The sequence below is a fragment of the Brakhagea slesvicensis genome, assembly GCF_052161625.1.
GTDB lineage: Bacteria > Planctomycetota > Planctomycetia > Pirellulales > Pirellulaceae > JBKCUI01.
The window spans coordinates 5839487-5852246 of the sequence record NZ_CP197412.1; the positions used below are offsets into that span (position 1 = coordinate 5839487).

General features: G+C 54.3%; 12 protein-coding genes. 5 read left to right on the forward strand and 7 right to left on the reverse strand.

What is annotated here, in order from left to right:
• The first annotated feature begins 368 nt into the window (after positions 1-368).
• Complete coding sequence (locus tag SH467x_RS22025) at positions 369-1397, forward strand: RHS repeat domain-containing protein (protein ID WP_482369244.1); 1029 nt, start codon at positions 369-371, stop codon at positions 1395-1397.
• Positions 1398-1408: 11 nt separating this feature from the next.
• Positions 1409-1903, forward strand: a complete 495-nt coding sequence (locus SH467x_RS22030; RefSeq protein ID WP_482369245.1) for a hypothetical protein — start codon at positions 1409-1411, stop codon at positions 1901-1903.
• Positions 1904-3321: 1418 nt separating this feature from the next.
• Here the strand turns inward: SH467x_RS22030 and ribD are convergent.
• The 7 genes from ribD to SH467x_RS22065 form a co-directional block, all read right to left on the reverse strand.
• The gene (ribD, locus tag SH467x_RS22035; protein ID WP_482369246.1) at positions 3322-4509 is read right to left on the reverse strand and encodes a bifunctional diaminohydroxyphosphoribosylaminopyrimidine deaminase/5-amino-6-(5-phosphoribosylamino)uracil reductase RibD; all 1188 of its coding nucleotides are present in this window, start codon (positions 4507-4509) and stop codon (positions 3322-3324) included.
• Complete coding sequence (gene aroF / locus SH467x_RS22040; protein WP_482369247.1) at positions 4472-5488, reverse strand: 3-deoxy-7-phosphoheptulonate synthase; 1017 nt, start codon at positions 5486-5488, stop codon at positions 4472-4474. The genes ribD and aroF overlap by 38 nt, the downstream gene beginning before the upstream one ends.
• A 51-nt stretch (positions 5489-5539) precedes the next feature.
• Positions 5540-6592, reverse strand: coding sequence for a BPSS1187 family protein (locus tag SH467x_RS22045; protein ID WP_482369248.1), 1053 nt, complete (start codon positions 6590-6592; stop codon positions 5540-5542).
• A 46-nt stretch (positions 6593-6638) separates the two neighbouring features.
• Positions 6639-7238, reverse strand: a complete 600-nt coding sequence (locus SH467x_RS22050; protein WP_482369249.1) for a hypothetical protein — start codon at positions 7236-7238, stop codon at positions 6639-6641.
• A 138-nt stretch (positions 7239-7376) separates the two neighbouring features.
• Positions 7377-8138: a hypothetical protein gene (locus SH467x_RS22055; protein WP_482369250.1), complete on the reverse strand. Its 762-nt coding sequence runs from the start codon at positions 8136-8138 to the stop codon at positions 7377-7379.
• A gap of 150 nt (positions 8139-8288) precedes the next feature.
• Positions 8289-9215 carry a MotA/TolQ/ExbB proton channel family protein gene (locus tag SH467x_RS22060; RefSeq protein ID WP_482369251.1) on the reverse strand — a complete coding sequence of 309 codons (927 nt, stop codon included), beginning with the start codon at positions 9213-9215 and terminating at the stop codon, positions 8289-8291.
• On the reverse strand, positions 9212-10312 hold the full coding sequence (locus SH467x_RS22065; protein ID WP_482369252.1) for a hypothetical protein: 1101 nt from the start codon (positions 10310-10312) through the stop codon (positions 9212-9214). The genes SH467x_RS22060 and SH467x_RS22065 overlap by 4 nt, the downstream gene beginning before the upstream one ends.
• A 71-nt stretch (positions 10313-10383) precedes the next feature.
• Between SH467x_RS22065 and def the strand changes: the two genes are divergently transcribed.
• From def to SH467x_RS22080, 3 genes are all read left to right on the forward strand, one after another.
• Entirely contained in the window at positions 10384-10974 is a 591-nt protein-coding gene (gene def, locus SH467x_RS22070; protein ID WP_482369253.1) for a peptide deformylase, read from the forward strand.
• An 80-nt stretch (positions 10975-11054) separates the two neighbouring features.
• On the forward strand, positions 11055-11933 hold the full coding sequence (gene ypfJ, locus SH467x_RS22075) for a KPN_02809 family neutral zinc metallopeptidase (protein WP_482369254.1): 879 nt from the start codon (positions 11055-11057) through the stop codon (positions 11931-11933).
• A gap of 32 nt (positions 11934-11965) precedes the next feature.
• A complete protein-coding gene (locus SH467x_RS22080; protein WP_482369255.1) occupies positions 11966-12691 on the forward strand; it encodes a hypothetical protein in 726 nt (241 codons plus the stop codon).
• The last annotated feature ends 69 nt before the right edge of the window (positions 12692-12760 follow it).

Sequence of the window (12760 nt, forward strand, 5' to 3'; positions counted from 1 at the left end):
AGCAGTTCATGAATCGGCTCCTTCGATCGAATCAACGAACCGAGTGAAGCAGGTGCCTACGCCTTTCGCTCGATCGCAAAGATCTTTTAGTCCCGGTAGGGACGAAAGAGAACGCGGCGAAATCGATGTGATCTCTGTGGGTTTGCGCCGAAGCTTGAAACACGGGACCCCAGTGGGTTAGTACCTGTTTCGGACTAGCGAACCAGGCATATGACATTGCACATTCTCCCCCTCATCCCCAGCCCTTCTCCCCCGCAAAGCCGGGGGCGAAGGGGGCCAGAATTTTCGAGGATGCAATCCTCGATTCGCAATCGCTGCAAGCGGCGTTGGGATTGGTTACAATAGCCGCTATGCACCCCCAAAACGCCATGCTTGAAACAGCTCCAGAGCTCCGCTCCGCGCGCCCCCGCACAGGAGAGCCAAATGCAACCTTCGGTTGCACCGAAGCGACTACTCCTGCTTGGCAGTGCTTCCATTTGCTTTCCATCCACGCCAGCGTTGGTCCGTCCCCTGATGAAGCTACGACTGCGACTTGGCGCTACCAAAGCAACCAGCAGTACAGCATCACCGCAGTAACGACTTCTTCCGGCTCCGTAGCCGAACGCTACGCCTACACGGCCTACGGCCAGCCAACCATCCTCGATGGTTCAGGGTCGGTCCTCTCGAGTTCCGCGATCAACAATCGCTATACCTACACGGGACGTGAATGGGATGGGACGCTTGGCCTGTATCACTTCAGGGCTAGGTGGATGAGCGGGCTCGCCGGCAGGTTTATGGGGAGGGATCCGATCGAGTTTGAGGATGGAATGAGTCTGTACGAAGCTTTCTTTCCAATCGAAGACGCCGATCCAACTGGTCAAGCGATGTTTATTCTTGCACCCGCGGTGCCAATTGGAATTGGTGGAGCTGCCTTGTATGCGGCAGCCGCTGCAGCTGGGGTTTCCGTGACTTATTGCCTAGTCGAACCAACTTGTTTGGCAGATGCGAAAGGCCTTGCTCGGGATATGTTGGAAGATTTTTCTGATTTAGTAAGACCTCGTCCCAAGCCAAAACCCAAGTGGGATCCGCCTTATATTCCAAATGGACCAAAGCCCGAGCCTAAACCAGCCAACAACCGTGATCATTGGTGCCGGTATGCAGCGTGCGGGGATTTCTCCATAGCCGCTGGAAATTTTGCAACACATAATTGCTCGCTCTCATACAGCGAATCTTTGGCTATTTCCTGGCCTGATTTAGAACGTAAAAAATGTAACGGCTGGTGCAAGTATGAATGCCGTTCGCCCAACGTTGACTGGTTGCCAGATCCGGTGCGCCCAGGTGTAGATCAAGGTATTATTACCTTCCCCGGTGTTGCGGTGATTACGAAGTGCACGGCAACTAAAATGAGCGATAACTAGGAAAACAACAAATGAGAGATGGTGCTCCTGCATTTCGCGCTGGCGATCGACTAAAAGTAAAAACGGCTGCAGAACTAGATGCCATATGGTCCAGTGTGACTTCGCAAAGCCTACTGAGCTTGCATCAAGTTCTTGATCCTGAAAAGGAAAGATATGCCGAGAGCAGGGTTCAAGTAACAGAGGTGTTAAGTTACCATGGGAATATTCCTGTGTATCGACTAAACGATCATCAATATATTTGGCCAGAAGACTCATTGATTGATCCTGTAATGGATTACCATTGCGACACTAGCGATCCATGCTGCCCGGCGCATTACGTTTACCGCGACCACTCTTTGGATAGAAGAATTGAGATTGTCGATTGTGACAATTATGTTTACTGTTCTCTAGCAAAGGTCCGTCCCCAATTGGAAGCAAAGTGGGTCAACGAGATTGCACGCATCCGGCATGTCCGTGCATTCGAGTTACTATTCGGTTTTGACGGGAAGGATTTTCTGCAGGGCTGAGCTACACAATTGATGATCCTCACCCACCGTACACCAATAAGAACTAAACCAACTCATTAAACAGATCCGCCGATGCGGGGGCACGGGGATGACCGAAGTTGGTTTTCCCTGCATTTTCTCTATGTATTTTTGTGGGGATAATTCCCTGCGAGTCTATCGCTCGAGGGGCCGCAAGATGGCGGCCAACGAGCCGCTTGCGAGCAAGATGATGCACCGAATGCGTGGAGCTAGCTTTTTGTAACAGCAAGTGAAGATTCGTGCGCAGGCTCCACTTTCGGTGGTGCGTGTACGCCTGCGGCTGACTGTTAAACGAATTGTTGACGAGCAGGTGGGAGTGGACCGACTGTGGACCCTCTTCGTTTAACAGTCAGCCGATAGGCGTACACGGATGAATGCGCAAGCAGTTCATAAATCAGCTCTTACGATCGGATCAACGAATCGACTAAGAAAGGTGCCTACGCCTTTCGCTCGATCGCCAAGATCTTTTAGTCCTGGTAGGGACGAAAGAAAACGCGGCGAAATCGATGTGATCTCTGCGGGTATGCACTGAGGCTTGAAGCACGGGACCCCAGTGGGTTAGTACCTGTTTCGGACTAGCGAACCAGGCATATGACATTGCACATTCTCCCCCTCATCCCCAGCCCTTCTCCCCCGCAAAGCCGGGGGCGAAGGGGGCCAGAAGTTTCGAGGATGCAATCCTCGGTTCGCAATCGCTGCAAGCGGCGTTGGGATTGGTTACAATAGCCGCTATGCACCCCCAAAAGCCATGCTTGAAACAGCTCCAGTGGCAATAGGAGGCACCCCCCTCACGGAATCAGAGTCCGCCCTGTGCAAAAACTAGATTGCATCGACAAGGGTGATTTTCCGAACGAAAAAGCTGAGGGATCAAGAGCAGTTGGAATCAGATTCGTGATCGCAAGTTGAATATTTCTTGACCCAGATGGCTGCGGTGCAGATGGATTTCCGCGTTGCGCGCAGCAGTAAGCTCAAACCTGAAGTGAACGTATCGAAGAAAGTGGAACGATGATTTGAGCTACGCCGCTTTGCGGCTGTAGCTCTTGAGCAGTCCACCGAGCCCTTCTTCTCGCGTTCAGTTAGACTGATTCGACCAGGAAGCCGACCTCGGAGGATTTGGTTCTCCGCCTTGAGGTAGTTGACCTGGCGGGCGAGTTCTCTGTCCGTTGACCCGGCAATGACGAGCAAGAGGGATGCAGGTTAAAGGTCCATTCCGCGACTCTTCGACTGGCCCTGGCTGGTCTCGAACCAGCGTTTCTGTTAAGCAGATTTTCCGTGACGCGGCACTCTCAGATCGATCCGGTCTCGAACTCCGTAAGCCCTCGTCTTTAAAACAGTTGCGAAATCGACTTCTCCGAGAACGTTCCTTATCAGGGTCGGTTCGAGGAAGGCCTGGAACGTTGTCAGGATTTTGCGCGGCGGTAGGTGAGTAGGATATCTTCGCCGAAAGGAGTGGAGGACGAAAAATGCCATCGCTGGGCATCGCTCAATTTCTCGATGCCGCTGCCGCGAACAGGTCGAATGGCGTTTCCTCCTAAGATGAACGGCGCGATATAGCATTCTAACTCGTCGACGCATTGCCGGTCCATGGCATGCCCCATCAATTCCGGTCCGCACTCGAGCATGGCATGGGTGCAACGTTTTGTTCCAAGATAATCGAGGGCGATCTCAAGGGTACTGCGCACATCCCCTTCTCCCATCGCCAGAACCTCCACACCTAACGATCGCAAGGCTTCCGATTTAATCGCGGAAGAGCGATGAAGGGTCACGACGATCGTCGGGTATTGCCGGGCTGTTGTTACCAATTGGCATTCGAGTGGTATTCGGAGATTGCGATCTAGCACAACGCGAACAGGGTTTCGAACCTCACCATCGAATTGCTTGGGGCGTGCCGTCAGCATCGGGTCGTCGGCTAGCACCGTACCAATCCCTGTGATCATCGCGTCCATTCTCGCCCGCGTCTGATGAACGTGTTCACGCGATTGATCGTTCGAAATCCATTTCGAGTCCCCCGACTTCGTCGCGATGGAACCATCGAGACTCATTGCCCATTTCGCGGTCAGCCAAGGCCTTTTGTCATTCAGCAGTTTGAGGTACGGTGCATTGAGCTGTTCCGCTTCGGAGCGGCACACCCCCACGTCGACCTGTATTCCCGCGTCGCGAAGGATCGCGATCCCCCGCCCTGATACGGCAGGGAAGGGATCCAGCATGGCCACGACAACGCGTTGGGGCCTGCGCTCGGCTACAAAGGGAGCGCAGGGGGGTGTTTTTCCAAAGTGGCTGCATGGTTCCAACGTGACGTAGACGGTCGCATCACGAAGATCTACAGGACCAAACCCTTTCAAGGCTTCGACCTCTGCGTGGTGACCACCATACTTCCGATGAAACCCCTCTGCGATGGCTTGCCCATTCGCGACAGCAATGCACCCGACCATCGGGTTTGGCTCGACCTGGCCTCTGCCCTTCTTTGCCAACTCGATAGCCAGCCCCATCCAGTAGCGATCCGCTTCGTCGCCAGGAGCATACCCAATGGATCCGTCTGTCAGCGAGGATTTAACCAAACTGTTTTCCCAAAGCATTGGCAACGACACGGCATCGCTGCATCATGTCTTCGAATTGCGGGAAGTCGAGCGATTGGTAACCATCGCTCATTGCCTTTTCCGGGTTCGGATGCATCTCGACGATGAGTCCATCCGCTCCTGCTGCCACGGATGCGACCGCCATATCGGTGACCATGTAGGAGTGACCCGTTCCGTGAGAAGGGTCCATGATCACGGGCAAGTGAGTTTTGCGATGGAGGTACGGGATGGTTGCCAAAGGTAGCGTGAATCGGGTGTGCGATTCGAACGTTCGGATTCCCCGCTCGCAGAGCATGACGTTCGGGTTTCCTTCATTGAGAATGTATTCCGCTGCAAGGAGCCATTCTTCCATCGATGCGCTGGGTCCTCGTTTGAGGAGAACCGCCCGCCCCGATCGACCAACGGCTTCGAGCAATCGGTAGTTCTGCATGTTCCGGGCGCCGATTTGCAGTACATCGGCGTACTTGGCAACCAGGTCGACATCCTCGGTGCTCATGACTTCTGTAAAGATTGCCAAGCCGGTTTCTTGACGAGCCAAAGCGAGAAGCTTCAGTCCTTCTTCCTTCATCCCTTGAAAGGAATAAGGACTGGTTCGCGGTTTGAAGGCGCCCCCTCGGAGCCCCGTTGCTCCAGCAGCTTTGACTGCACGCGCACAGGCCATGATCTGCTCTTCGCTCTCGACCGAGCAAGGCCCACCGATCGCGCCGACTGCCCCTCTCCCAGCCTTGAAATCAAGGACTTGGATTTGCGACATCTCAGGACGAACTTCCTTGGATGCCATTTTGTAAGGAGCCAGGATTGGGAGGACTTCCGAAACGCCGGGATAGCTTTCAAAGGACTCCACTTTGATTTTCCGTTCATCACCGACGGCAGCGATGACGGTTCGTTCCGTCCCTCGAATCACATGCGATTTCATCCCGAGCTCGGTCACGCGATTGGCAATTCTTTCGATTTGCTCATCCGTGCACGAGTTCTCCATTACGACAATCATTTGAGACCTAACTTACTAAATACGTGTTGCAGAAAAGGGGGAAGCGAAAGGTTACTCGACGAACAAGTACCGCCAGACCGCTTCGTGGGCAAAGGTGCCATCCGGGTTTTTGATCGCAGATTTTCCTGGAGAGGAAACGCCGTGGGCTCGATCTTTGTCCCCTTTGACATCCGCATTGGTGACCAGCTGGTGCGATCCTCCAAACGGCGGGGGAATTTGATCGACATCGACGATCGGTCCGAATGCGTCCAAGCCTAGCATTTTCCAAGATCTCGGGTAGTGATTTCCGGTCCAACCTGTGTCCAAGACGTGCGTGAATCCAAAGAAACGATCCTTGGGAGTGGCAGAAGGTAGGGCGTACCAAGTCTCATTTTGATCTCTTGGCCCGGAAAGCATGACCACTCGGTTTACTTTTTGATGCAGTGCGAACCGGCAAGCTGTGGTGGAACCGTGGGAAGCTCCCGCGAGAATCACTCGATCCCAACGGACGTCGCCGGTCGATTTATCCAAGAAGTATCCCCACTTCCCCTCCGGATTCTTTTGATCCAACCATCGCAGCAAGGATCGTGTTCGCCCCATGATGCTATCGGGTTTTGGAATCGATACCGTGTCGCTCACATCTTCACCAATAGCGGCTTCCAAGCGAATCCGGCCCAGATATTTATCATCCGGTGGCGGTTCGCGGTTCAGTCGTTTGAACCAACCATTGGCATAGTGGACTTGGATCGCGTGATGACCATAGCTGTTGAGTCGCTCAAAGAGTGGTGCATTGTGGCCCATCAACCAAATCACGAGTTTGCCAGTCGGCTTCACCCGTGTGTCGACCGAGGCGTTTTCGAAATCAGCCGGCTTTCCATCCTTTTCAAAAAAGAAATCGATATCCGGATGGGCTTTCGCCTCCGGATCGACTTCGCTCGAGCGAACTTTCCATTGATAGAGCTTTCCTTCTACCGAATTGTCAAACGCCAACGAATCTTGCCCCAATGAAACGGCGCAGAGCGAAAGAAATGCTCCGACGAATACGGTCGGGCGCAACGCGCAAACGACGAAGTGCGAAGTCCGACTCAGAAGCAAAGACGGATCGGAGAGGAACCGATTGGACATTGAACTTAACCCTTACAAAGGAGATGCAACTGCTTTGGCTCTGTTCCTACCGGCCGACGACCGAGAGGATGCCCCCGAACAAGGCTAACAACAGGAAGAAGAGGAGTATACCGACAAGAATACGAACGATGATCGATGACTTGTACTTGATATGAGGTGTCTGTTCGATCACGGCTCGGTATTGGGGCGAGAAGATAAATTCCCCTTTGGCGGAAAGCAGCAAGTAGAGGGCATACCCGCCGATCAGAGTTCCAATTGGAAACCCGAGCAATCCAATACCCGCAATCACACTTCCTGCAATCCGACTGTAAGGACGAAGTCTTCTCAACCCATAGGCGGTCCACAGTTGCACGCCCGACATCACGAGCACGAAGAGGCCGAAAACCCACATGGTAATAGCCAAGATCATCCGTTCCTGCTCGCCTCCTTGCTGTCCTGGCATACCGGCGGTGACTGCAACGACTCCAATCCCCAAATAGAATACTCCGGCCAACAACCCGAAGAAGCCACCTAAATAGTACAAGGTTCCAATCGACTTCACGGAGGCTTCATGATTGAGGTACATGCGTCGGACGCTCTCTGCATCCCCCGCAGCCGGGCTGGTCATGTAATCGGTGGTTTGAACAGCATAGGGATTTGAACTCATAGGTATCTCACGGGCATTCATAACAAAGAGTGAAGGAAACGAAGGGACGATTCGCAAATCATACACGATTTTTCGCGGACCGTTTCAACCGGGAGGTCACTTCCGCACCGAGCGAAATGGCCGCATCGCCCGTCCCGTTTATTCCCCTCGTTTCGGTTGCCGAATGAACAACGGTTTGCGAGCCGCTTCTTCTCGTATCGCATGCACGGACGAGCCACCGCTGGCAGGTGAGTTGGAGTCAAGCCCCCCTCTCCCATCGGACTCTTCGCGCGTGCGAATCGAGGCAGGTTCGGTGGGAATCGATGAGCTCAACAACGATGGGATCCCTGCCCCTCTTTCCTCTCGCATATCAAGTCGAGGAGGTTCGTACGAAAGGTCCGGCCATTGGTTCGCAGCCGATGCAGCACGGTTGGATTGTGGGGAGGAAGTCAGTATTCCAGAACCCGATCGAGATTCTCTTCCGCTGACCCACGGGTCGGGAGGAAGGGACAAATCGCGACTGGACTCACCCCCAATCGGTGCAATCGTCGGAAGCGATGGCAAGGGTTCTGTTGCCGCCAGCTCGCCAAGATTCTTTTTATAGGAAGGGACGGGCAGAAGACCATTCCTGGACGAGGGAATCAATTCGCCCGATGCATCGGAGAACGTGCGACCCGTTCCCTGCAATGTCATGTCGACATCGAGTGTGGGCTTGACCAACTCGGCTTCATCCCACACATCGGGCAACGGAGTGTGATCCCAATTCGAGTAAGCGGCTTGGCCGGCCTCGGGAGGAAGAGGCTTGTACCAGTACCAAGTACTGAACGAGCCGGCAGCCAGAACGATCATGCCGAGCGTCCAAGGCTTGCGAGGTGGGTCATCGAAATGGGCAGGTGCCGGTGGTGATTTCTTTCGGCTCATGGCGCATGGATCCTCATAGAAGTGAGTCGCTACGTCCATGCAGCAGGTCGACAATTTCACATCGTCGACATCGACTTGAGCCCCTCCACCACTTCAAAAAAAGAGAAAAGGTCGCTTTGCAACGGTCGAACCGAATAAAGGGGAGATGAATCAGGGGGCTCGAGGAGGAGAAACAGGGCGTGGCGCTGCACCGGGCAATCGACGTCGTACCGAAGCGAATACATGCTGCGCGGAGTAGGCGAGCTCCGAGATGATCTCGTCGATCTTGTTTCGGAAAACGGCAAAAGCCCCTAAGGCAGGAATTGCGATTGCAAGTCCTGCGACGGTGGTCACGAGTGCGGAGTAAATACCGCTCGCCAAATCCGCCGCTCCGGCCGATCCCGCAGATATCGCGACTTCACGAAACGCGAGAATCATCCCTGTGACCGTACCCAACAAACCGAGCATCGGTGCCAAGTTCCCGATGACGGTCAAGTACTCGAGTTTGCGGTAGAGTCGAGCGGCTTGTTCTGCCGTCGAGTCTTCTAATGCCTTTTCCACGGCAGGCCAGCCAAATTCAATTTCGGCGATTCCGTTGAGCAGGACGAACGAAAGCGGGCAAGGTCTTTCGCGACAAAGTTGATCCGCCTCCTTCAATTTTCCTTGGGCAAGCAGCGATCGAACGGATTCGGTTAGGTCGGGTGGAATCAAATCTTTGCGGCGAAGCCCGAGCGCTTGATCGACGACGAGATAGACCGAGACCACAGAGAGAACGATCAGGATCACCATGATGGTGATCCCCATGATCCCGCCACTAAAGATGATTTCCATCAAGCTGTCATCCGCCGCGTTCGGCTTGGAGGGCGTGCCAGCAGTGGTGGTCGGGGGCAGGTTGATGGCGGGCGGGATGTTCGCGGGAGAGGCAACGGGAGGGGGATTCGTGGTGGCTGCTGGAGTTTGCCCCATCAGAGGCGTTTTCAATACCACGACACACAGGAGCACGGTCAAGGCAGCCAAGACGTAGGTCCCCCATCGCAGATAGCGAAGAACCCGCAGCATGGAACTGGACGAAAGGGATGGCTGCGATTTGGGATTCACGGTCCTAATTTCCTGCTTAGGTCTTGGATACGTTCTGCGTCTTGCGATTGACTGGAGGATTGTACTAATTGTTGGGCTTGGGCGAGAGCCGGCTTAGCAAGATACGGTTTGTCGGGATGAAGCATGCCGACACGGAGGAATTCCTCCAAAGCGCGTGGGGAGTTTCCTGCTCGCGAAAGTTTCTCTGCCATCAAATAGGTCGGGCCGGCTTGAAAGGGGAGTGGCATCGAATCGCGCAGCCCAGTCCATTGAGCAATCCGTTCGCTGGAGAGATCCTTCGGCGTGGAGGTTTTCCAAAGTTGTGCTGCCGCGTAGTTGCTGAGGACCCCTTTGTCGGTCGATTGCGAAAGTCGTTCGAGGGTTCGCGCGGCCTCCTCGCGTCGATCCGAATCGAGGAGCCAACCAGCCCCCATCAATTGCAAAGGGGGGCGAGAATCCTCAAGCCATCCGACGGCAAGCTCCTGCACTTTCACGCGGTCCTTTATCTCTGCCGTGGTGGCTGACCAAGGAATCGGCATGGCAGTCAGGAGCAGCGGAGGAGGCTGGTCCTTTGCGAGGGCAGCGTACAGCAAACACGCTCTTTCCCAACGATTCAACGCAACCGAGCACTCTACCAACTCGGCGATCAAGACCCGTTGCTGCCATCTCGGCGTTCCCGGTTGCTCGGATTTCTGACCCAGCAGGCGCCCTCCCTTGGCGATCGCGTCGGCAAAGCGGCCGGCAAGAAAATCGGCGTGCAGACTTGCTGCAAGGTCGTTTTCCCATTTCGGTTCGATTCGCACGACATTAGGAGAAGGTAGAACGACCTTATCCAACGAATCACGCCGAACGACAATCAGATCCTTGTCATTCCAATCGAGCACCACGGCGTTTTCGACCGTCACGTCTGGAGGATTCCATTGTTTCAGCGAGGCATCGAGCGATTCGATGCGATGGATGGTACTTGGACCTTGGAAACGAGCGACGGCTTGACGGTAGAGCTCGGTGGAATCTTGCCCCGGTGCAAAATCTTGCCCCGGTGCGACAGGAGGCTGGGCAGCCATCCCCGCGACTGCGAAGAGGAAACTCAAAAAGAAAGGTGAAACTCGGAGCATCATAGGTTTACGAGTTGGCCGATTCCGAAAACAATCTTTAGCCTACCTGATCCCAACTCCTTTCACTACACCGTATGTCGAAACTACAGCTCGCCACCTATCCGCACCCGATCCTTCGGCACCGATCGAAACCGATTCAAAGGGTGGATGCTCAGTTTAAAGATCTGATCGAGCAGATGTTCGAAATCATGTATGAGTTCAAAGGAGTTGGGCTGGCCGCCAACCAAGTGAACTTGCCCATCCGCGTGTTCATCGCCAATCCGACCGGGGATCCCGTGGAGAAAGATCAGGAGATGGTCTTCATCAATCCGGTGATCAACAAACCCAAAGGGAGCGTGGAGAGCGAAGAGGGATGCCTTTCGCTGCCCGGAATCAACGCTCCGGTCAAGCGGAGTAAATCCCTACAAGTCAACGCATACGATCTTTCCGGCAATGAGATCGCAGGAGAAGTCGATGGATTTCTCGCGCGGATCATTCAACATGAAATCGATCACCTTGACGGAATGCTCTTCATCGATCGCTTGGCGGACGAAACGCTTCGGCCCCTGATCGAGGACATTGCCAAATTGGAACGAAGATTTGATGAAGGACGTGAGCTCAAACAGATCCCCTCGGATGAGGAGCTTGCGGTGGAACGCGCGCAGTGGGAAAGCAAATATTGCTAGTTCCTTTGTAAGTCGCATCGCCGACAACTTCTGCTATATTGCGACGGTCCAGTTCATTTGCCAACAGTGAGAGTACGACCATGCGATGGGAAGGCCGAGAGGAATCGAGCAATATCGAGGACCGCAGGGGCATGGCATTGCCAGCCGGCGGAATGGCATTGGGAGGAGGACTAGGATCGGTCGTTTTGCTCATCATCCTCATGCTGCTCGGAGCGAATCCCCAGCAGATCATCGAGCAAGCGGGCGATCGACCTGCATTCCAGGACAACGCAGCCCCACCCGTGTCTCCTGAATCGGATAAAGATGCCGATTTGAAACGATTCGTATCGGTCGTCATGAAAGATACCGAGGACGTTTGGAACAAACTCTTTAAAGAGCAATTGGGGGCACGCTATCAGGAACCCAAGCTGGTCCTCTTCACAGGAGCCGTTCGATCCGCGTGTGGTGTCGCCTCTTCGCAGGTCGGTCCTTTTTATTGTCTAGGAGACAACAATGTTTACTTGGACTTCGATTTCTTTCGACAGCTCAAAAGCGAATTAGGAGCACCGGGTGATTTCGCAATGGCCTACGTCATCGCCCACGAAGTCGCCCACCACGTTCAAAACCAGCTTGGTCTTTCGAAAAAGGTTCAGCAGCTTCAAGCTCGGGGGAGCAAAGAAGAAGCCAATCAGCTCAGTGTTCGGCTCGAGTTGCAAGCCGATTACTTGGCCGGCGTTTGGGTGCATCATGCTCAGATGAACAAAAGGATCTTGGAGAAAGGGGACCTTGAGGAAGCCCTTCATGCGGCCAGTCGCATCGGCGATGACTTCCTACAAAAGCGATCCAAAGGGTATGTCTCCGAAGAATCGTTCACGCACGGAACATCCGAGCAGCGGGTCAACTATCTCCGAAAAGGGATCGAGACCGGGGATATCCAGGGAATGATGAAGCTTTTTGAAACCTCCTACGAGTCCTTGTAACCCACATCCACGATCGTCTTATCGAGCAATTCATGGCTGTTCGCCTTCCTGTTGTCCTTTGCCAGCACCCTCGAAGATCTGGGGCTCACTCGGAGCATGAAGAGACGTGGATCACTCGCCTTCTCTTCGAAGAGCGTCTCGATGCGACCTTGGTCGCCGATTTGGGTACCATCCCTCGTGATTCGACCGATCAACTCTGCTTGGAGGGATTCAAGGGAGGATTCCTTCTGCTCTCCTGGCAAACAGCGGAATCGGTTGCTGAGCATTTGCAGCGACTGGGAATAGCACCGATCGAGCTCATCCCTGTTGGTGGCGGTCCGAAAATCGCGATCGCACCCGAGCCATTGCAATCCGAATCTCCCGCTTCGCTGCCGTTGGTTCGTGAGATTCCTTCTCCTAAGCATGTTTACTACATGCACCTTGATCTCCAGCGGTCGATCGACGCGGGAGTACTCGAGCTCAAAGGGTTGCTGGCATCCCTTTCGACTCCGGTTTTCCAGCTGCAGTCGCGCGCACCTGCTGCGCGTGGAGCGCCAAGTGCGAAGACAGGCGTGAACACCTCAGGGGCTCCCGTTTCGGCGGCGAACCAAGATCCTCAACCCATGCGGGTCGTTCAATCCGCCTTGACTCCTCGCCAGGAACCGAGTCAGATCGCCCCGCCCGCGGTCCAGACGACTCGGGCGGTAGATTCCAAGATGGATGAAGAATTCCCGAACATCGATTCGTTGGTTCGAGAGCTCGACGATTTCGACCTCTGATCGCACTGATTTCGCCCTACAATACTCATCCTCTTATCCAGTTCTGTTCTGCCCACTTAGAAAAAGGAG